Source organism: Mangrovibacter sp. MFB070 (genome assembly GCF_000705335.1).
GTDB lineage: Bacteria > Pseudomonadota > Gammaproteobacteria > Enterobacterales > Enterobacteriaceae > Mangrovibacter > Mangrovibacter plantisponsor.
The window spans coordinates 250,185-269,005 of record NZ_JJMI01000039.1 but is presented as its reverse complement, the minus strand read 5'-3'; the positions used below and the strand labels follow the sequence as shown (position 1 = coordinate 269,005).

19 protein-coding genes are annotated in these 18,821 nt (G+C 47.1%); 6 read left to right on the top strand and 13 right to left on the bottom strand.

The features are described from left to right. Positions 1-41 precede the first annotated feature (41 nt). Both uspE and fnr read right to left on the bottom strand, forming a co-directional pair. The gene (uspE, locus tag DT73_RS19425) at positions 42-995 is read right to left on the bottom strand and encodes a universal stress protein UspE (RefSeq protein WP_036113558.1); all 954 of its coding nucleotides are present in this window, start codon (positions 993-995) and stop codon (positions 42-44) included. Positions 996-1,130: 135 nt separating this feature from the next. Beyond that, the gene (fnr, locus tag DT73_RS19420) at positions 1,131-1,883 is read right to left on the bottom strand and encodes a fumarate/nitrate reduction transcriptional regulator Fnr (RefSeq protein ID WP_146211498.1); all 753 of its coding nucleotides are present in this window, start codon (positions 1,881-1,883) and stop codon (positions 1,131-1,133) included. A 1,236-nt stretch (positions 1,884-3,119) separates the two neighbouring features. On the opposite strand from fnr, the gene smrA reads away from it, so the two are divergent. Then, positions 3,120-3,683: a DNA endonuclease SmrA gene (smrA, locus tag DT73_RS19415; protein WP_036113552.1), complete on the top strand. Its 564-nt coding sequence runs from the start codon at positions 3,120-3,122 to the stop codon at positions 3,681-3,683. A gap of 36 nt (positions 3,684-3,719) precedes the next feature. Further along, positions 3,720-4,532 (top strand): Cof-type HAD-IIB family hydrolase, encoded by an 813-nt coding sequence (locus tag DT73_RS19410; RefSeq protein ID WP_036113548.1) that lies wholly within the window; start codon positions 3,720-3,722, stop codon positions 4,530-4,532. A 73-nt stretch (positions 4,533-4,605) separates the two neighbouring features. On the opposite strand, the gene DT73_RS19405 is transcribed toward DT73_RS19410, so the two are convergent. The 4 genes from DT73_RS19405 to modD all read right to left on the bottom strand — a co-directional run bounded on the left by DT73_RS19405 (position 4,606) and on the right by modD (position 7,646). Next, a complete protein-coding gene (locus DT73_RS19405; protein WP_036113546.1) occupies positions 4,606-5,424 on the bottom strand; it encodes a serine protease in 819 nt (272 codons plus the stop codon). Positions 5,425-5,652: 228 nt separating this feature from the next. Then, a complete protein-coding gene (gene asr / locus DT73_RS25950) occupies positions 5,653-5,994 on the bottom strand; it encodes an acid resistance repetitive basic protein Asr (RefSeq protein ID WP_036113543.1) in 342 nt (113 codons plus the stop codon). 330 nt (positions 5,995-6,324) lie between these two features. Continuing rightward, a complete protein-coding gene (gene asr, locus DT73_RS19395) occupies positions 6,325-6,660 on the bottom strand; it encodes an acid resistance repetitive basic protein Asr (protein WP_036113541.1) in 336 nt (111 codons plus the stop codon). Positions 6,661-6,815: 155 nt separating this feature from the next. Further along, positions 6,816-7,646, bottom strand: a complete 831-nt coding sequence (gene modD, locus DT73_RS19390; RefSeq protein ID WP_036113686.1) for a ModD protein — start codon at positions 7,644-7,646, stop codon at positions 6,816-6,818. A 315-nt stretch (positions 7,647-7,961) separates the two neighbouring features. On the opposite strand from modD, the gene cbl reads away from it, so the two are divergent. Further along, positions 7,962-8,915: an HTH-type transcriptional regulator Cbl gene (cbl, locus tag DT73_RS19385; RefSeq protein WP_036113536.1), complete on the top strand. Its 954-nt coding sequence runs from the start codon at positions 7,962-7,964 to the stop codon at positions 8,913-8,915. Between the two features lie 141 nt (positions 8,916-9,056). Here cbl and ssuB read toward each other — a convergent pair whose 3' ends face one another. From ssuB to ssuE, 5 genes are read right to left on the bottom strand one after another with little or no spacing between them, the layout of a single operon-like run. Then, positions 9,057-9,848, bottom strand: a complete 792-nt coding sequence (gene ssuB / locus DT73_RS19380; protein WP_036113533.1) for an aliphatic sulfonates ABC transporter ATP-binding protein — start codon at positions 9,846-9,848, stop codon at positions 9,057-9,059. After that, positions 9,845-10,627 (bottom strand): aliphatic sulfonate ABC transporter permease SsuC, encoded by a 783-nt coding sequence (gene ssuC / locus DT73_RS19375; RefSeq protein WP_036113529.1) that lies wholly within the window; start codon positions 10,625-10,627, stop codon positions 9,845-9,847. The genes ssuB and ssuC overlap by 4 nt, the downstream gene beginning before the upstream one ends. After that, a complete protein-coding gene (gene ssuD, locus DT73_RS19370; protein ID WP_036113521.1) occupies positions 10,624-11,784 on the bottom strand; it encodes an FMNH2-dependent alkanesulfonate monooxygenase in 1,161 nt (386 codons plus the stop codon). The genes ssuC and ssuD overlap by 4 nt, the downstream gene beginning before the upstream one ends. A gap of 16 nt (positions 11,785-11,800) precedes the next feature. Next, positions 11,801-12,757 (bottom strand): sulfonate ABC transporter substrate-binding protein, encoded by a 957-nt coding sequence (locus DT73_RS19365; protein WP_036113518.1) that lies wholly within the window; start codon positions 12,755-12,757, stop codon positions 11,801-11,803. Positions 12,758-12,772: 15 nt separating this feature from the next. After that, positions 12,773-13,333 carry an NADPH-dependent FMN reductase gene (gene ssuE / locus DT73_RS19360; RefSeq protein ID WP_036113515.1) on the bottom strand — a complete coding sequence of 187 codons (561 nt, stop codon included), beginning with the start codon at positions 13,331-13,333 and terminating at the stop codon, positions 12,773-12,775. Between the two features lie 441 nt (positions 13,334-13,774). Here ssuE and DT73_RS25215 point away from each other — a divergent pair, with 441 nt between their 5' ends. From DT73_RS25215 to DT73_RS19345, 3 genes are all read left to right on the top strand, one after another. Then, on the top strand, positions 13,775-14,143 hold the full coding sequence (locus DT73_RS25215; protein WP_051691477.1) for a hypothetical protein: 369 nt from the start codon (positions 13,775-13,777) through the stop codon (positions 14,141-14,143). A gap of 186 nt (positions 14,144-14,329) precedes the next feature. After that, a complete protein-coding gene (locus DT73_RS19350; protein ID WP_036113513.1) occupies positions 14,330-15,013 on the top strand; it encodes a copper/silver response regulator transcription factor in 684 nt (227 codons plus the stop codon). Next, positions 15,003-16,463, top strand: coding sequence for a Cu(+)/Ag(+) sensor histidine kinase (locus tag DT73_RS19345; RefSeq protein WP_036113512.1), 1,461 nt, complete (start codon positions 15,003-15,005; stop codon positions 16,461-16,463). Before DT73_RS19350 ends, DT73_RS19345 begins: the two co-directional genes overlap by 11 nt. Positions 16,464-16,472: 9 nt before the next feature. Here the strand turns inward: DT73_RS19345 and DT73_RS19340 are convergent, their stop codons facing one another. Further along, positions 16,473-17,336 (bottom strand): aldose 1-epimerase, encoded by an 864-nt coding sequence (locus DT73_RS19340; RefSeq protein ID WP_036113511.1) that lies wholly within the window; start codon positions 17,334-17,336, stop codon positions 16,473-16,475. Positions 17,337-17,349: 13 nt separating this feature from the next. Further along, positions 17,350-18,798: a sugar porter family MFS transporter gene (locus DT73_RS19335; protein WP_036113505.1), complete on the bottom strand. Its 1,449-nt coding sequence runs from the start codon at positions 18,796-18,798 to the stop codon at positions 17,350-17,352. Between the last annotated feature and the right edge of the window lie 23 nt (positions 18,799-18,821).

Sequence of the window (18,821 nt, the reverse complement as noted above, 5' to 3'; positions counted from 1 at the left end):
CACTGGTAAGCCGGGTTTTTAGTGAAATCAAACCTTGTTGTTTATGAGGCATCAACACTGTCTTCTGGCAACACAGGTGACTGGTAGTCATCGGGCTTTAATGCCAGCAAATCGCAGCGCAGATGGTCAATAACCTGTTCCGCTGTATTACCCAAGAATGCTGCTGAAAGCCCGGTACGCCCTACAGTGCCTAACACCACAATCCCTGCTTCAAGGTGAGTGGCTAAATCCGGGATAACTTCTTCCGGCAGGCCTTTCTCAACATGGGTCAGGTTTTCCGGAATACCATATTGTTGGCGCAAAGCTTTCATTGCCAGCAAGTGCTGCCCACGGATTGCATCGTTATAAATGCTGGGGTCAAAGTCGGGTAATTCGATAGCGATATTAATCGGTGTGGAAGGATAGGCACTGACCAGATGGACTTCGGTATGGTCAACCTGTTCAGCCAGGCTTATGGTTTCACGTACCAGTTTCTCATTGAGCGCACTGTGATAAGGCTCTTCACTGGACAGGTTTACTGCAACCAGTGCTTTACCGTTGATGGGCCATTCCTGATCTTTTACCATCCACAGAGGGCAAGGGCATTTACGTAACAAGTGCCAGTCTGTTGGGGTAAAAATTACAGACTCCAGTTTGTCGTGCTGGTGCGCCATCTTCAGAACTAAATCGTGGCCACAGGCCAGCACTTCCTGGATAATGGCTTCATAAGGGCGGTTATGCCACACCACTTTAATATCAATAGGAATGCCAGCTTCAAGATAATATTGTGCCTGTTCCCGAATCCATGCGCTCCGTTGCGCAATCACCCCTTTACGCATTGCTGTCCGTTCATCCGGGGACAACAACGTTGTCATCTCATAAGAAAAGTCATAAATCGGTAAGAATGCTTTAATGGTACCGCCAATCCTTTGGTGCAGGTACACGGCACGCCGTAATGCAGGTTGATCATCCTGATTTGGGTCGATAGCTACCAGCATGTTATGAAACTTTGCCATACAAGGGTCTCCTTACAACAAACTGTAATTACAGCTTAAATCAAGAGTAACCTATAAGCAGGGAATGAAACAGGGGAAAAAGTCTGCCGGATCAATAAATCAGTAAAATTTAACAATCCGACAGTTTTGGAAGGATTATGCAACGCTTTTAGACTGACCAGCCAGCACAGCTAAATCGTCACTGTTTTCGATAGTAATATATTTGCCTTTCACGGCCAGCATTCCGCTTTTCTGAAAGCGGCCTAATAAGCGGCTAATGGTTTCAACGGTCAGGCCTAAATAGTTACCGATATCACCACGGGTCATCGTCAGACGAAATTCACGTGGGGAGAAACCGCGTTGAGCGAAACGGCGCGACAAGTTATAGATGAATGCAGCAAGACGCTCTTCGGCATTCTTTTTGGAAAGAAGCAGGATCATGTCCTGGTCGCCTTTGATTTCGCCACTCATCAGACGCATCATTTGTTGACGAAGATTAGGCATCTTGCCGGACAGGTCGTCCAGCGTTTCAAATGGAATTTCGCAAACCATCGACGTCTCCAGAGCCTGAGCAAAGCTCGGGTGATGCCCTGCGCCAATCGCATCAAAACCAACAAGGTCACCCGCTAAATGGAAGCCAGTAATCTGTTCATCACCTTGTTCAGTTATGGTGTAGCTTTTAATTGTCCCGGAACGAATAGCATAGAGCGATTTCAGCTCATCACCCGCTTTGAACAGTGTCTGGCCTTTCTGGATAGGCTTCTTACGCTCAATGATATTATCCAGTTGATCAAGCTCATGTTCGTTTAATGTGAACGGGATACACAACTGGCTGATACTACAATCCTGGCAGTGGATTGCACATCCGCCCGATTGTATGCGTCGTATAATTCGCTTTTCTGGGATCATAGGTTTGCTCAGGCCATAATTGATTTTGGTCAATTTTAACATCTTTTTGGCGGGAAGGTACAGTGTGACGAAACACCTGGTCATTAAGAATGAAACAGCCCTGGCAAAACGGACTCAGCATCTTCTTGATATACATAAAAGAGTTCCGGAACTTCTTGATATAGCTTGTGTAAAAACGCACAAAATGCCACCTGTATACCATCAAAACGGGCGGCTAACCGTGCTGCTTTGCAATGGCTGTAAGCCTGAGTGTTTAGTGGTGCGCAGCGTCAGGTTCAGCATGGTAGCATGGGAAATAATGCCCTTGACTCATAACACACTTAACTTAAATTACCCGCGGCTGTCTGATTCATAATTTGGTATGGTTAAAAAATGAGCTGCATCTCGGTTTGAATGAAACTTAACTTTAGGAAAATTTTTAGACGATATGTGAGACAATGTTGTCCCTAATAGCTGAAAAAAACACATAGTGCGATGAGTGAACCAGGCATTTAAACCAAAGTATTGAAAATCACAAGTGCAGATAAGATATATTTTCTCTGTAAATCATTCTCATTAACTTCACCTGATAATAACTTTTTTCGAACGATATACCGGTGGAAAGGCATCATCAATAATCGATTTTCTATCATTTGGTCAATTTTTCGCGCCCGAATTATCTCTTATTTTATGCTTATTATTCAATCACATAAATTTATTGTGTTATGAATTTTTCATAAAAAAAAGAGCCTGACGACATCAATCAGGCCCTCAATTTCACACAGCAAGCTATTGTCCGTTTTGTATTTAACAGTGCTCCTTTATCTGCACAGAATTAATTTTATAGCACAAACCTAAATTTTTCCTGTTGTATGCAGTGACTGATTTCACGAAATTTGCTGAATGCTCTTTAAAACCCGCTTTGTTAGTGTGGTTAATTACTTTGGATGTAAATAAAACCGAGTTATTCCTTTTGTTTGTATGAATATCACCATTATTTAAGCCTCACTTAACTATTCAGTAGAATAAAAGGAAGCTGATGTCATAAATGAACGGTAATAAATAACAGGCGCAACTATTTCTTATGGCATAAAACTAAGTTGTAGCGGTGAACAGGTTATTGGATGCCACTATTGTACTCAGAAGATAGCAGGGGGTTGCCTGCAAGTTGCCCGAAGAACTGCCTGCTTTGCCGCAAGCCCTGTGATTTAAGGTATAGTATTAAGCTGGAACGGGTCTGATGGTGGAGAACTGGTAATGAACCCTGACGACAAAGCCTTTTTTCTTGACGCCATGTCTGATGTCAAACCACTCAAATCAAACCAGCATGCACAGCAGCAACCTGCCAAAAAGCCAGGTTTTGATAAACGTGTATACTACCAGGAAGATGAAAACTTCCTTACAACCGGCTTTCTTGATGTTATCCCGCTGAGCGAACCGCTGCATTATCAACGAGAAGGGGTTCAGCAAGGTGTGGTTGAAAAGCTTCGTAACGGGAAATATCAACAACAGGCAAGCCTTAATCTGTTGCGCCTGTCGGTGGCACAATGCCGCCAGCAAGTGTTTGAGTTCATTGTTCAGGCTGAGCGTGCCGGGCTGCGTAACTTATTAATTATTCATGGGAAAGGTCGAGAAGACCGCTCTCATGCTAACGTTATTCGTAGTTTTCTGGCGCGCTGGCTCACTGAGTTTGAGTGTGTGCAGGCTTTTTGCCGTGCGGCAGACAACCAGGGGGGCAGTGGCGCTTGTTATGTTGCTTTGCGTAAATCGCAGGCAGCCAAAGAAGACACGTGGGAACGGCATGCAAAACGAAGCCGTTAACTATTTTAAGTTGTTGGGTACGGATATTGAGGTGGTATGAACGTAAAGGTTATTGCAGTAGATATGGATGGCACCTTTCTTACTGATCAAAAAACATATGACAAAGAAAGATTTATGCGCCAGTACCTGGCTATGGGTGAGCAGGGGATTCGCTTCGTCGTCGCCAGTGGTAACCAGTATTACCAACTCATTTCTTTTTTCCCGGAAATCAAAGATAAAATCGCCTTTGTAGCTGAGAATGGTGCTCTTATTTATGACCAGGGTGAACAAGTTCATCACGGGGAACTGAGTAAAGATGATACTCGCAAAATTGCCGACGTACTCGCAGGGTTTGATGGGATCAATTATGTGACGTGTGGGCTCAATAGTGCCTGGTACCAGCAGGGAGCCAGTGAGGCGTTTATCGCGCTGATGAAAAAACATTATCACCGCCTGCAGCCTGTGGCCGACGTCTACCAGATTGATGACACCATCTTCAAATATTCACTCAACCTTGATGATAAACATATTCCGGAGCTGGTAAGCCAACTGAACCATGCACTGGATGGTGTAATCCACCCGGTTACCAGCGGTTACGGTTTTGTTGACCTGATAATTCCCGGCTCCCATAAAGCCAGTGGATTGCGCCGGTTATTGAAGCGCTGGGAAGTGTCACCAGAAAACCTGGTGGCTGTGGGTGACAGCGCCAATGATGTGGAAATGCTGCACTACGCAGGTTTTTCATTTGCTATGGCTAACGCCGCGCAAGCCGTCAAAGATACTGCTGCATACCAGACTGCATCAAACAACCAAAGTGGTGCACTGGATGTGATTGACGCGGTGTTGCAACACCAACCGCCATTCAAATAATGTTGCCCCCGGCGCGCGTATTAGTGCGCCGGGCGTAATGTTGCAACGCTTGGCTACCTGGCATAAAAGCGGATTAATGTAACCCGGCTGTCAGTTTCTCAATTGTTTCCCGAAACCCGGTAACTGCAATGGCGCGGTTATCTGCCCGATAGCGATCTTTTGGTGCCGGAGCAGAACTTTGTACCCCAATGATATCCCACTGATTATCTCTTTTAAGAAGTATGGGAGAACCACTGTCGCCTGGTAAGGTATCGCATTGATGGGATAAAACTGAACGTTGCGCCCAGCCGGTGATTAAACAATCACTGTCGGTATAGAGCCGGTCGAGGTGGTCAAGTGGATAACCTGATTGTGTAACTTTGCGGCCTGTTTGTTTGAGCGCATCAATCAGTGCCTGGCGGTCACCGTCAAATAATGGCAGTGGCGTAATCCCGGAGGGGGGATTGCGCAGAATAACAATACCGATGTCATCTGCAGCAGCAGAAGGTGGCACTATCCAGCCATCGCCATCAGGCTTGAGCTTATGGCCCAGCGCGCTGTCGACACGGCCTTCAATGTCATGAATCTCATAGCGCCAGGCACCTTTGGAAGAGATAAAACGCAGTGCAACTGCTTTATCACGCTTGCCATGAGGGGGCATCAGCAAACAGTGGCCGGCAGTCAAAGCAACATTGTCGGCAATCAGTGTGGCGGTACATAAGTTTCCACTGGCTGTTTCTAATTGCCCAATTGCGGCCCAGGGGGCGTCCTGTGGGTTACTGACAGCAACCCGGTCATCTTTACCAAAAAATAATGTCTTGATTTCCTTAGGGCTGAGATCCTCATCATCTGCATGAACCCATGCAGGTAGCAGAAACAGTATTCCCAGCAGAATAACAGGAGCTTTGCGCATAACACTCTCTAAAGGCGTCACGGTGGATGATTCAGTTCCAGTCAGATAACTATAACAGGCTATAAAGAAGAAGGAATAAAATCAGCAAACTACCCTGTTAAATGACCAGATAAATAAGATTAAGGAATGTGATGGTGTGTGGTTTGTTTTTCTGTATGTCTTTGCCGTAAAAAAGACAAAAAAACACCCGGATAACCGGGTGTTTGCCTTAAAGTGCTGCAGTATCAATTATGCAGCAGGCTGAGCAGCCGGTTTAGCGGCTTCATGTTTTTTAACTACTTTTTTATGGTGTTTTTTAGCAGCCTGGGCTTTCTGGGCAGCCGGTTTAGCGTCTTCGTGTTTTTTAACTACTTTTTTGTGGTGTTTTTTGGCAGCCTGAGCTTTTTGTTCAGTAGCAGCTTTTTTATGTTTTTTATGGGTTACTTTTTTGTGGTGAGCAGTTGCTGCCGGAGCAGTAGCAACAGCAGGAGTGGCTGCGGCAGCTGCAGGCGCAGCAGTAGTTTCAGCAGCGAAAGCAGCAGAAGAGAGACCCATAGCAGCGGCAACAACCAGCGCCAGAACTTTATTCATTGCGAAATCCTCGAATTATTTCAGTGTTAAACCCCACTGCGGGGCCGTTGAAAGCAACTATACGAGGGAAATAACGGCGCTTCAGTATGTGATTGGTATCGGTATGTAACGGTATGTACAAATTACAGGTAATGTAATTAATTGATATTTAACGATTAAAAATCAATAGCGCTAGGCAGTTAAAAAATATAAAGGCAGGCCGTAATGACTGCGCAGATAACCAGGCAGGTGAGGATGATTTCAAACCTGTAGCGGCTCAACATCCAGTACCTCCAAAAACACCCGGTGTAAACCGGGTGTGAGTAGATAAAAATGGCAGGAAATGCAGAATCAGGCAGCAGGTTTTACCGCTGGTTTAGTGGCTTCGTGCTTTTTCACAACTTTCTTGTGGTGCTTTTGAGCCGCCTGAGCTTTCTGTGCCACTGGTGCAGTGGCTTCGTGTTTCTTCACCACTTTTTTGTGGTGTTTTTTGGCGGCCTGCGCTTTTTGCACAGTTTCGGCTTTTTTATGTTTTTTATGCATCACTTTTGTGTGGGATGCCGTTGCAACAGGCGCTGCCGCAGTTGTGGCAGCAGGGGTTGCGGGTGCCGCTGTCGTTTCAGCAGCAAAAGCGGCGGAAGAAATACCCATAGCGGCAGCAACAACCAGTGCCAGAACTTTATTCATCTCAGAACCCTCAGTAACTTCATTCTCCCCGAAAGTGGGGTGATACTTACTATAAGTACCCGAATACTGGTTTTCCGTGAGTCAAAGGTATCGGTATGTAACGCTTTGTACATGCTCTGAATTTATACATAAAAACAACAAGTTAATTTATCCGGTTATTGGGCGATAAAATTAACCTGCACATCTTTGGGGCTGGCATAGTAGGGCCATGACGTAACGATGAAATCGGCACCTGCTGCGACGAATTCGTGGATGTTGCCCGGATTAACACCACCCGCAATCCCTAAACGGGTTGCCAGCCCGGCCTTCTCAATATGTGTTTTACACAGGCGAATATCTGTCGGGCTGAATTTATCCAGTTGTAATATTTCGGCACCCGACTGCGCCCAGTGTATGGCATCTTCAATGTCATGCACTTCTACAATTGCACGGTGCTCAGGTGCACGCTGCTTAAGCTGAAAAAGCGTCTTCCCGGAACAGGTGTGAAAAAACTGCCGGTGTTCGGCAAACACCAGAATACTTTCTGATACGCCAAGCCGGTGCATTACGGCACCGCCAGCGTGTACCGCTTTTATGGAAAGGGCTTTCGTGCCGGGCACTTGTTTACGCGTACAGGCAACCGGAATACCCTGAGCACCATCCACCATTGCTCTGGCGGCGCTGGCTATCCCGCTGGCCCATTCCACGATAACCTGAGCAGATTTCCACACCGTAAGCAGCGTTTGAGCACTGCCGGATGCACTGAGGATTGGGTCTCCAGGAGCCAGTTGTGAACCCGATGGTTGCAAAAAATCCAGTGAGGCGCCTTTTAACTCGAACATGCGTGCAGATTCTTCTGTTGCGCACAATGTCATGGGGAAGCGAGCCCGGAATTCAACACGAGCAGACGCTGTTGCTGGAATCAATAATGAAGTTGTCAGGTCACCCCATGGTGCATCGTCATGTAATAACTGCAGAATTGATTCGTCACTGAGAACTCTGTCCATAAAAACCTCGCGTTTTGTATGGGAAATACGCAGGGACATCATGACGTGCTTTCTGCGATGTGGCAATGGTAAGTATTGTGCGCTGAATGATATTGGGGCGATATCACCAGCATTATATTGTCTGGCTGGCAGGGAATCATGAAGTAGTATGCTTTACTGGCAAGCAGAGCAAGAATACAGGAAAGAAAAACCATGTGCTCCGCGCGAGCGCATGCTTATATATTTCCGGCATAAAATAAAGCGTTTATGTATTTGCTGGGCCTGCATTAATTTGTCTCAATAGATTTAATCGAGGCAATTACGGCAGGGTAACCAGTGAATTTTCAACAACTACGTATTATTCGTGAAGCGGCCCGCTGCAATTACAACCTGACAGAGGTTGCTAACCGGCTCTATACCTCGCAGTCGGGTGTCAGCCGCCATATTCGTGAACTGGAAGAAGAACTGGGTATTGCGTTATTTGTCCGGCGTGGCAAGCGCTTATTGCACATGACTGACCCGGGTAAAGAGCTTCTGGCGATTGCCGGGCGAATTCTTAATGATGCCGGGCATATTCGCAAACTGGCAAATATATTCAGCAGTCACGATAGTGGGCAGTTGGTTATCGCGACCACTCACACTCAGGCGCGTTACAGCCTGCCTTCGGTAATTAAAGAATTTCGTGCACTTTACCCTGGCGTACAGTTGGCCCTTAATCAGGGAACTCCGGAAGAAATCGTTGCGATGCTGGAGTCTGGTGAAGCAGATATTGGTATTGCAACAGAACGGCTGATGAATGCGCCCTCACTGGCAGCATTCCCATATTACCGTTGGCATCATGCTATTTTAGTACCGGAGAATCATGTATTGGCTCAGGAATCCGTTATCACACTGGGTGCACTAAATGCTCATCCAATGATAACTTACCGCCAGGGAATAACAGGGCGCTCGCGTATTGATAATGCATTTATGGCTGCCGGGCTGGCACCACAAATAGTGATTAGCGCACAAGACTCTGACGTTATCAAAACCTATGTGGAATTGGGATTGGGTGTGGGGATTGTGGCGGATATGTCCTGCAACCCGAAGCGGGATCATGGCCTGATTAAACTGAATGCAGAACATTTATTTGAAGCTAATACTGTATGGCTGGGCCTGAAACGCGGGCAATTACAGCGAGATTATATTTGGAAATTTATACAGTTGTGCAATCAGGAACTGGCGCCTGAAGCTGTAAAGGCCAGCGTTTTTGCTCCAGAGCCGGGCAGTGAACTTAACTTTGAAATATGATGGCAGAGAAGAACCCGTTTCTTGCTTTACTTTATTGTGAGGTATGCCGTGCTCAATTGTTTATTTTGGGCACGGCATGTGTGATGCATGTTTTTAGCAACAGGCAATCAGAGGGTTGGCCCGCTGAATAACTGCCGGTAATCAGGGCATTGATAAGGTGCGTGGAAATGTATCGTTGCTGGAGGGGATGAGAATACGGTCCAGCACACTGGCCTCAAGGTCGGCCAGTTTAGCCGAACCCCGTCGCCTCGGGTGAGGTAAATCAATCATTAAATCAAGCCCAATGCGGCCTTCTTCAACAAGTAATACCCGGTCAGCCATCGTGACGGCTTCTGACACATCATGTGTAACCAGCAACACAGTGAACCCCTGTTTTTGCCATAGCGACGTGATAAGCGCCTGCATTTCAATGCGGGTTAACGCATCCAGTGCGCCCAGGGGTTCATCCAGTAACAGCAGGCCAGGCTGGTGGATGAGGGCTCGCGCCAGTGCAACACGCTGTTTTTGCCCACCCGAGAGAGCAGAAGGCCATTCTGTACCTCTTGATTCCAGCCCCACCGCTTTCAATGCTTTACCCGCTGTATCATGCCAGTCGCCTTTAAGCCCGATCCCAACATTATTGAGAACACTCTTCCAGGGTAACAGGCGAGCTTCCTGAAACATCATCCGGATATCCTGTTGTGCCTGGCGCAGTGGCATGCCTCCTGCACGCAATTCGCCGCTGGATACCGCTTCCAGCCCGGCGAGCAGGCGAAGCAGGGTACTTTTACCGCAACCGCTACGGCCCACAATAGCGACAAACTGCCCGGCAGGAATGTGCAAATCAATGGTGTCCAGAATAGTTCGTGTTCCGTACTGCTTGCTGACACCATCCAGCACCAGGGGAAGCCCGGTATTCAAACGCGCGGGCCGCGAAGAGTTTAGGTCAGTCATGCGGTTTCTCCTGTTTGAGGCTGGAATGCCGGGTGCCAGCGCAGCCAGATATGCTCAAGAAATAGTGCAATGCTGTCTGCCAGTTTTCCCAGCAGTGCATAGAGAATAATGGCGACGACAACCACGTCCGTTTGCAAAAATTCACGTGCGTTCATGGCCAGATACCCGATGCCAGCACTGGCAGAAATGGTTTCTGCCACAATCAATGTCAGCCACATCAGCCCCAATGAGAAGCGTATTCCCACCATAATGGCGGGAAGCGCGCCTGGCAGTATCACTTGCCAGAACAGGCTAAATCCATTTAGCCCATAGCTGCGCGCCATCTCCAGTAACCCGCGGTCAATATTGCGAATTCCGTGGTATGTATTCAGGTAAACCGGAAACAGACTGCCCAACGCCACCAGGAAAATTTTGGCTGTTTCATCAATGCCAAACCACAGTATTACCAGTGGAATAAGTGCCAGGTGAGGAATATTCCGTAGCATCTGAATGGATGTATCAAACAGCCGTTCGCCAAGTGGCGACAACCCTGTGATTATCCCGAGTAATAACCCTACAGAGCCACCAATCGTGAAACCGAACAGCGCGCGCCATGTGCTGATACTCAGGTTGTGAAATAACTCCCCATCAGCAGTAAGCCGCCAGAATGCGAGGATTACAGCTTCTGGTGAAGGAAATATCCGTGAGGATATCCAGCCGGTTTGTGCTGCGACTTGCCACAGAGCAACAAGCGCAAAGGGAACTAACCAGGGCTGTATCGCCCGGGTAACTTTTTTCATCGGTTATCCCTCTGGGCCTGTGCTGTTTTGTGTGGCACAAATTCATTGCCGATAATTTCTCCCTGGGCAGACAGCCTTCGTTGCGCCGGTGTTTCAGGAACGGCAACATCCAGTAGTGGGAATAATAACTCGCCAACGCGCCAGGCTTCTTCAAGGTGCGGATAACCAGAAAGCACAAAGGTATCTATCCCCAGGCTGGCATATTCCTTTATACGTAATGCGACTGTTTGCGGGTCACCGACCAGCGCCGTTCCAGCACCACTGCGAACCAGCCCAATACCAGCCCAAAGATTTGGGCTTATCTCAAGGTTTTCGCGTTTCCCATTGTGTAACTGCGCCATGCGTCTTTGCCCAACAGAGTCAAAGCGGTTGAGCGATTCCTGCGCTTTGGCAAGGGTTTCATCATCAAGCCGTGAAATAAGGCGATCGGCTGCCTGCCAGGCTTCTTCGTTTGTTTCACGAACAATGACGTGTAAGCGAATACCAAAACGTACTGTCCGGCCAAGTGCAGCTGCTTTTTCACGCACCTGTGCCAGCTTCTCTTTGACCAGCTCTGGTGGTTCACCCCAGGTGAGGTAGAGATCAACCTGTTCTGCGGCAAGATCCTGTGCCGCATCAGACGAACCACCAAAATAGAGTGGCGGATAAGGTTGCTGTACCGGCGGGTAGAGCAGTTTTGCCCCCTTAACTTTGATATGCTTCCCTTCAAAATCTACCTGTTCACCAGACAATAAGCGCCGCCATACCCGCGTGAATTCCGCTGAGGCTTCATAGCGTTCAGCATGGTTAAGGAATACGCCTTCTGCTGCCAGTTCGTCAGGATTCCCCCCGGTAACAAGGTTAAATAACGCACGCCCATTGGACAGCCTGTCCAGGGTGGCCGCCTGCCGCGCGGCAAGGGTGGGCGAAACCACGCCGGGGCGCAGGGCAACAAGGAAACGTAGCCTGCGTGTGACCGGAATGAGTGACGATGCTACCAGCCAGGAGTCTTCGCATGAGCGGCCTGTCGGGATCAATACTCCACCAAAGCCAAGGTGATCAGCAGCCTGAGCAATTTGTTGCAGGTATGCGTGGTCAACAACGCGCGCAGATTCGTCACTGGCAAGGTAATGGCCATCACCGTGAGTTGGCAGGAACCAGAAAATATTCAGACTCATGGTACATCTCCTGTATTTATTGGGCTGACGGGAAGTGCCAGATATGGCTGGCAACATCAACCGGGACGGGTATCAAATGGTTTTGATAAAAAAGGTCTGCCGTTTTCTGCTGTGCTTTCAGTGTTGCCTCATCGACAGGCGTGATAGTTATTTCAGGTCGGTGGTCGAGATAACTGGCAATGACCTTTTCAGGTAACCCCAGATTCTTTGCCAGCAGAGTAATACTCCGGGCTCGTTGAGTACGGGTCAGCGCCTCGGCCTGAGTTAAAACCTGCAGGACTTGCCTGAGAAAAGGGCTGTGTTGTTCGGCAAAGCTGTGGGCAGCCAGATAAAAAGAACCGGCTCTGCTGATGTTGCTGCCATCGGCCAGCACTCTGGCATTACCCTGCAACAGCGCGGCGGAATAGTACGGATCCCAGATTGCCCATGCATCAACATCACCCTGTACAAAAGCCGCACGGGCATCGGCCGGTGTGAGATATACCGGACGGATGTCGCTGAATTTCAACCCGGCCTTTTGCAGTTGCAACAGCAATAAGTTATGTGCGCTGGACCCTTTCTGGAAAGCCACTTTGCGGCCTTTCAATTCTGTAACACTCTTAATGGCGCTGTTTTTTGCCACCAATATCACTTCTGCTTTGGGTTTTGGTGGCTCTGACCCTACATAGACAAGGCTGCCTCCTGCTGCCTGGGCAAAAATTGGCGGCACTTCACCTGTACTGGCAAGATCAATGCTGCCTACATTCAGCGCCTCCAGCATTTGTGGCCCGGCGGGGAATTCTGTCCATGTAATAGTGGTTTGCGGGAATTTTTTCTCCAGCAACTGCTCACTTTTTGCCATGACCAGCGCAACAGATCCTTTTTGGTAACCAATACGTAATTGTGCCGGGGTATCTGCGGCAAATACCGCTGACGCGATGCTCAGCAGGCTTATCAGCACAGTGGCGGTGAATTGTTTACTCCTTGAAAACATCGTGTGCTCCTTAAATCAGGCCGTTTGGCGCATCAGTGTATTTGGGTGATGATGGCGACCCAGTGCTTCAGTGAAGTTCTCCAGGGCTGTGAGTAAGCGTTTTTCCAATGCAGAAGAGAACAGCGTTGAATGTGCATCTATGGATATTTGGCTGTCTTCTGCGAAGACGCTGTGCAGGATCTCTTGTGCTTTGAGTGCGCAAAGTACGGGTTTGAGGCTGTAATCCACTGCCAGCATGTGTGCCAGAGAACCTGCTGTTGCCAGTGGTAACACCACTTTGTGTTCCAGTGCCCGTTCCCCAAGCAAATCAAGAAGTGTTTTCAGTACGCCTGTAAATGAAGCCTTGTAGATAGGGGTTGCGATGATAAGCCCATCTGCGCTGGCAAGTTGTGAGGTGAACGTGGCAAGTGCCGGGCTGTCGAACCTTGCAGTAAAAAGATCTTCATGTGGCAGGTTGTTAATGTGCCACGGCAGAACTTCAATCCCCTGGTTTTCCAGCCATTGCCCGGCACGGCTGAGCAGCGCGGTGGAACGGGAAGGGTAATGCGGGCTTCCCGCGAGTGTTAAAACACGCATAGCAACTCCTTATAACAAAAAGTTATTTATTTTTACTTATTAATAACAGGTTGGATAAGTGTGGCAGGTTGCCTGGAGGGACAGAAATAACTATTTCTGGAATACAAAGCTAAAAAATAGCTAAAGCACTAAGCCGTAGTAATAGCCATAGTGCGTACTGAACAATGCACTTACTGTTTGTACCATGGAAAAACAGGTGTTAATGCCGAAAGAGTGAGCAACTTTCTTATCAGACCAGGTGCAGGAAACTTGCGTTTTAAAAAATAGATAAGGCGTGCGCATACTGCTAATTTCGTTAGTCTTTGCATTATGACAAGTTTGTCATCAATGCGTCACCAGCCCAACAGTGTTACCCCTGTAAAGTGAGTTTCATACAGAGATTATTCAGTTGATAACACCAACTGATTTACAGAAACCACTAAATATCATGGAGTAACTGTTATGAAAAAAATTGCTTTGGCTATCGTAGTTTCTTTTGGAACAATGGCATCGGTTTGGGCTGCTGAACCACAGCATCTCACTGAAATAAGTGATACAGCGCACCACCAGGCCCAGCCTGAACATGAATCAATGGTCAACTGTGATATGAGTAGTAGGCCTGGGAAAAATGAATGGCACAACAAAATGATGGAGACGCAGGTATCACACACCACAGAAGATGGAAACGGGACAAAACCATTTTCCTCACTGAACGAACATGAACGTGCCGCCATTATGCATAAGTTCACACATAATGGGGAATCAGGCCCACATATGCGGGCATCAGAAAAACATTTGCAGATGATGCAAAAATCCGGTGACTCTATTTAAAACGTCTGCGCCAGTGAGTATCAGGGTTAAATTACCTGCAATTTTATCTGTATTGGGTACTGTCCTGGTGCCCAATTCTGTTTCAGACCAAAACAGACATAAGGCTGTTTGCGATGTCATTGCGACAAGGATACCCAACTTTTTGCCGGATTTTATCTGGTATATATAAAACAGAGGGAGCAGTTGATGAAAATACTCATCGTAGAAGATGAAAAAAAAACAGGCGAATATTTGTGCAAGGGGCTGACTGAAGCAGGATTTGTAGTAGATCTTACCGACAATGGCTTAACAGGCTATCACCTTGCGAATACGGCAGAATATGATCTTTTAATTTTAGATATTATGCTTCCTGACGTGAATGGCTGGGATGTGGTTCGCATGCTGCGTTCAGCTGGAAAAGGATTACCAATCTTGCTGTTAACAGCCCTTGGTACTGTAGAACACCGGGTCAAGGGGCTTGAACTTGGCGCTGATGACTATTTGATCAAGCCTTTTGCATTTGCCGAACTTCTTGCACGTGTCAGAACACTGCTCCGCCGTGGTAATACAGTCATCCCTGAAAGCCAGTTTAAGGTAGCAGACCTGATGGTTGACCTTGTGTCCAGAAAAGTAAGCCGGGCGGGCAATCGAATTCTGTTAACAAGTAAGGAGTTTAGCTTGCTGGAGTTTTTTATTCGCCATAAAGGTGAAGTGCTTCCGCGTTCCCTGATTGCCTCTCAGGTGTGGGACATGAACTTCGACAGCGATACCAATGCGATTGATGTCGCTGTAAAGCGCCTGCGGGCCAAAATTGATAATGACTACGAACTAAAACTAATTCAGACAGTGCGTGGGGTGGGATATGCCCTGGAGACCCCTGATGAATATTAATTTACCCGGCCGGCCGTTTTCGCTGGCTCTGAGGTTGACGTTCTTCATCAGCTTGTCGACTATTTTGGGGTTTATTACTTTCACATGGATAATGCTGCATTCCGTTGAGGACCATTTTGCACAGCAGGATGTTAATGACCTCCAGCAATTCAGCGCCAGGATCAATGAAATACTGCATTCACCAGCAGCGCAGGAACCACAGAGGGTAAAACAACTACAGGATTTGATCGCGGGCTACCGGGATATTTCGGTATTGATAGAAAATTCACATGGAGAAACGTTATTCAGTTCTCCACAGGGTTCTAAACTCCACCTTGCCAAAGAAGATGCCAGTTTTCTTTCACACCTGAATAGTGACCTGAACAGTGGGGATGTGTTCCTCTGGAAACCAGAGGTTAATTCGATAACTGGTAACCAGTTCCCCCTAATAAATAATCAAACATACCGGGTTATTGTTGCTTCGGGGCAGGCATCATTTGGAGGAAAACAACAGAGTTATCAGCTGATTATTGGGCTCTCAATTAACTTTCACCTCCATTATCTTGATGCGTTGAAGAAGAAACTAGTGGCTATTGCCATTGTGATAAGCCTTGTGATTATTTTTATAATCCACTTCGCGGTGAGACAAGGGCATCAACCTCTAAGAAAGGTAAGTAATACCATTAAGAACATCACTTCCGATAAGCTTGATGAGCGACTGGATTCATCTCGCGTTCCAATTGAACTGGAACAGTTAGTGATTTCGTTTAATTACATGATTGCTAAAATTGAAGATGTGTTTAACCGGCAGGCTAATTTTTCTGCCGATATTGCGCACGAAATCAGGACACCGATAACCAATCTGGTTACACAAACTGAAATCGCACTTAGCCAGAGCCGAACCCAGAAGGAACTGGAGGATGTACTTTATTCCAGCCTGGAAGAATACAACAGAATGACCAAAATGGTCAGCGATATGCTGTTCCTGGCACAGGCTGATAACCACCAGTTACTTTCAGAAATGGTGATATTTGACCTCAGTGTAGAGGTCGGCAAGGTTTTTGACTTCTTCGAAGCATGGGCAGAAGACCGCAATGTAGCACTACTATTTAACGGGCGATCATGCCTTATCACCGGAGACCCACTGATGTACCGTAGAGTGCTCAACAATCTTCTGTCGAATGCTTTGCGATATACTCCAGAAGGAAGAGTTATTACGGTATCGGTACTAGAGCGCGAGCACAATTTCGATCTCACTGTTGAAAACCCAGGCGCTCCCATACCAGAGGAACATCTGCCACGGTTGTTTGATCGCTTCTATCGTGTAGACCCGTCCAGGCAAAGAAAAGGTGAAGGGAGTGGGATCGGGCTGGCAATAGTTAAATCAATAGTGGCATTACATCATGGTAAAATCCGTGTCGAATCCGATGCAGTTTCAACACGTTTCATTATATCGATTCCCCGGATGTAGCGACGCATTTCAATACTGAGGTAACGCCACTATTTTAATCGACATATCAATACTGTAGGAGTCTCCTTGTTGAAGCATGCGTAACCCCGGCCTGCCTGGAATATTATGTGCATTTACCTGATGTGACTGTGGTTCAAGGCATACAAAGTTGTCATTTCCATTCTGGTAAACCATTAGCCAGGGTAAATCACTGCTGAGAGTGATTTTTCTGAGTCGGTTTGTTATTTGTGCCACGCCATTCCACCCAGAGTAGCAATTATTTATCCATTTGGCAGATGGCACCCTGGGTTGAGAAAAATTCATATATCCGGGAATCTCTTCATGCCATTCATCGGCTAAATGGAATTCATTTTCTGACCAATATCCGGTTGATGAAAATTGCACTGTATCATCCAGAGATGTTTGAAAGAATGGGTGGAAACCCGCGCCATATGGTGCTGGCTGTTTGCCAAGGTGGATCAGCGTGATTTTTGCTGTGAATTGATTATCTATTAGACGATACTCAATGTCGGCAATATAATAATAGATACCTATTGGAGCTGGTTGTGAACGCAAAATAATATAGCTGTCTTTTATTTCTAATAAACGCCACTGAGTTAACCACCCATTACCATGAAGATAGTAGGGATCATTGAATGGCGATTGGGGAAGTGTGTATATCTTATCGCTTACAGAAAAACAATTACCCGCGATTCTGTTTGCAAAGGGTAACATAGGAAACATTGCGGACTCAGCAGGATGCCATTTGTCTTTTACCAACCATTGCCGGAGAATATGCCCGCCATTACCCAGGCATTCAAGACTTAACAGGCATGCGCCGTTATCAGTTATCCGTGCCCGCAGGCACGGATTTTCAATAGTATAATTAGCCATTATCACCAGACTGTCAGACTGAGTGTTTTTTCGTTTCAAAAGGCACCGACTTTACTGTGGCGCTCAACATTTTTTGCTCGAGGACTTCCAGTGATACACCTTTAGTTTCAGGGATTTTCCGGAATATAAAGACAAAACCCATTGCACAGATCACGCCATATAACAAGAAACTGCCAGCTGCTCCCAACCCTGCATTAAGTAACGGGAACGTGTACGTCAATACAAAGCAGGCAACCCACAAAGCAAGTGTTCCTACCGACATAGCAAGGCCGCGCACCCTGGCTGGAAATATTTCAGACAATAATACCCATGTCACTGGTGCCAGTGTCAGCGCATAAACGGCGATAGCAGCCAGAACTAGTAGCAGCACAGGCTGGCCCATGGTTCCTGTAGCATAGGCTGTGGCAATCGCGGCATAAATCACCGTCAACCCACCAGCGCCAATCAACATTAATTTTCTGCGCCCGACTTTATCTACCAGGGGTAAGGCAATGATAGTGAAGATCAGATTAATGAGCCCGGTAGCCACAATAGATTTCAGTGTACTGTTAATATCAAAACCAGCAGACGCAAATATTTCCTGTGCATAATTGAATATGACATTAATGCCACACCACTGCTGAAAGACAGCTATTACCATGCCAATAAACAGAACAGGGCGGACATTTTTATCAAGCAGGGAACGCAAATGGACTTGCTGGTTATCTGCATGAGCCTGAGTAGTGGCCGTTTTGATTTCTGTGAATGTTGCATCGGCATAGTGCTGGTTACCTATTCTGGCAAGCATATCCCGGGCACTTTGTTCTTTTCCTGCACGCACCAGCCAACGAGGTGACTCAGGTACCAGAAACATCAGCACCAGAAACGCAATTGCGGGTACCACGCCTGCACCAAACATCCAGCGCCAGCCAAGCTGCCCATTCCAGCTTTGCTGAATATCAACCAGCGTCGCCCCTGTTTCCACCGGGCGAGCAATAAGCAAATTAACAATTTGCGCAGCCAGTACACCAATAACGATTGTTAACTGATTAATGGCGACAAAACGCCCGCGTTTTTCTGCCGGACTGACTTCGGCAATATACAGCGGACTAATAGCTGAAGCGATACCGATACCTAATCCGCCAATAATACGAAAGGCGATAAAGATATCGAAGTGTGTTGAGAATGCGATACCCACTGCAGAAGCGGTAAACAGGAATGCAGATAAAATAAGTGGAGTTTTACGTCCGAATTTATCTGCCAGCCAGCCTGCACTCATAGCGCCAAAAACGCAGCCGACCAGTGCTGAGCTCATAGCCCATCCTGAAGTGGCAGGGTCAGTAATCGAATAATAGGCTTCATAAAATGGCTTCGCGCCACCAACAACCACCCAGTCAAAACCGAATAATAAACCGCCGCAGGCTGCGACCAGACATATCATCCAGACATAACCCATATGCAGCTGATGTGGATCGTTTTTCATATCCATTCCTCTGAATTTAACTG

What these genes read in the sequence shown, in the direction of transcription:
- uspE (WP_036113558.1), bottom strand. Translation starts at nt 995, where the DNA reads ATGGCAAAGTTTCATAACATGCTGGTAGCTATCGACCCAAATCAGGAT.
- fnr (WP_146211498.1), bottom strand. Translation starts at nt 1,883, where the DNA reads ATGATCCCAGAAAAGCGAATTATACGACGCATACAATCGGGCGGATGT.
- smrA (WP_036113552.1), top strand. Translation starts at nt 3,120, where the DNA reads ATGAACCCTGACGACAAAGCCTTTTTTCTTGACGCCATGTCTGATGTC.
- DT73_RS19410 (WP_036113548.1), top strand. Translation starts at nt 3,720, where the DNA reads ATGAACGTAAAGGTTATTGCAGTAGATATGGATGGCACCTTTCTTACT.
- DT73_RS19405 (WP_036113546.1), bottom strand. Translation starts at nt 5,424, where the DNA reads ATGCGCAAAGCTCCTGTTATTCTGCTGGGAATACTGTTTCTGCTACCT.
- asr (WP_036113543.1), bottom strand. Translation starts at nt 5,994, where the DNA reads ATGAATAAAGTTCTGGCGCTGGTTGTTGCCGCTGCTATGGGTCTCTCT.
- asr (WP_036113541.1), bottom strand. Translation starts at nt 6,660, where the DNA reads ATGAATAAAGTTCTGGCACTGGTTGTTGCTGCCGCTATGGGTATTTCT.
- modD (WP_036113686.1), bottom strand. Translation starts at nt 7,646, where the DNA reads ATGGACAGAGTTCTCAGTGACGAATCAATTCTGCAGTTATTACATGAC.
- ssuB (WP_036113533.1), bottom strand. Translation starts at nt 9,848, where the DNA reads ATGACTGACCTAAACTCTTCGCGGCCCGCGCGTTTGAATACCGGGCTT.
- ssuC (WP_036113529.1), bottom strand. Translation starts at nt 10,627, where the DNA reads ATGAAAAAAGTTACCCGGGCGATACAGCCCTGGTTAGTTCCCTTTGCG.
- ssuD (WP_036113521.1), bottom strand. Translation starts at nt 11,784, where the DNA reads ATGAGTCTGAATATTTTCTGGTTCCTGCCAACTCACGGTGATGGCCAT.
- DT73_RS19365 (WP_036113518.1), bottom strand. Translation starts at nt 12,757, where the DNA reads ATGTTTTCAAGGAGTAAACAATTCACCGCCACTGTGCTGATAAGCCTG.
- ssuE (WP_036113515.1), bottom strand. Translation starts at nt 13,333, where the DNA reads ATGCGTGTTTTAACACTCGCGGGAAGCCCGCATTACCCTTCCCGTTCC.
- DT73_RS25215 (WP_051691477.1), top strand. Translation starts at nt 13,775, where the DNA reads ATGAAAAAAATTGCTTTGGCTATCGTAGTTTCTTTTGGAACAATGGCA.
- DT73_RS19350 (WP_036113513.1), top strand. Translation starts at nt 14,330, where the DNA reads ATGAAAATACTCATCGTAGAAGATGAAAAAAAAACAGGCGAATATTTG.
- DT73_RS19345 (WP_036113512.1), top strand. Translation starts at nt 15,003, where the DNA reads ATGAATATTAATTTACCCGGCCGGCCGTTTTCGCTGGCTCTGAGGTTG.
- DT73_RS19340 (WP_036113511.1), bottom strand. Translation starts at nt 17,336, where the DNA reads ATGGCTAATTATACTATTGAAAATCCGTGCCTGCGGGCACGGATAACT.
- DT73_RS19335 (WP_036113505.1), bottom strand. Translation starts at nt 18,798, where the DNA reads ATGAAAAACGATCCACATCAGCTGCATATGGGTTATGTCTGGATGATA.